At 42.5% G+C, this 431-nt stretch carries 1 protein-coding gene; it reads left to right on the top strand.

What is annotated here, in order from left to right:
* Nucleotides 1-36: 36 nt before the first annotated feature.
* Nucleotides 37-431, top strand: a 395-nt coding sequence (locus EHS11_RS13055; protein ID WP_135764858.1) for a hypothetical protein, incomplete at its 3' end; no start/stop codon positions are given.

The raw sequence follows: 431 nt of genomic DNA, 5'->3' as shown, positions 1-431 counted from the left end.
TCGATAGAGAATATGTATGCAAAGAGTTTTAACGCCGTGAACAAACTGTCCGGAGGCATCATAGGAACCGGTGTAGGAATGATGGCGGGAGCTGTAAAAGTAGTAGCGAATACAATATCTAATGCGATAGGTTCGGTATCCAATACCATGGGAGCCGTTGCTATGATTAACCCGATCACTAGAGTCGGAGCTGCGATAGTCTCTTTGGACAAACAATTGGGAACGATGACAAAAGCCAAAGAGGCAATGAATGGAATCCGATCGAACGAACAATCTATCATAAAAAAACATGTGACAAGTGTTGTTGCCAGTGCAACAGGAATACCTCCTGAAGTAGCAAGTAGTATAGTAGCTGATTATAAAGGTTCACGGGATGCAAAGAAAGCAAGAAACGCAGTGAATTCCAATCCTATAGGAAATGTAGTATCGCA

It is taken from the genome of Leptospira ilyithenensis, assembly GCF_004771005.1.
Taxonomy (GTDB): domain Bacteria; phylum Spirochaetota; class Leptospiria; order Leptospirales; family Leptospiraceae; genus Leptospira_A; species Leptospira_A ilyithenensis.
This window is presented reverse-complemented; position numbering and strand designations above follow the sequence as displayed.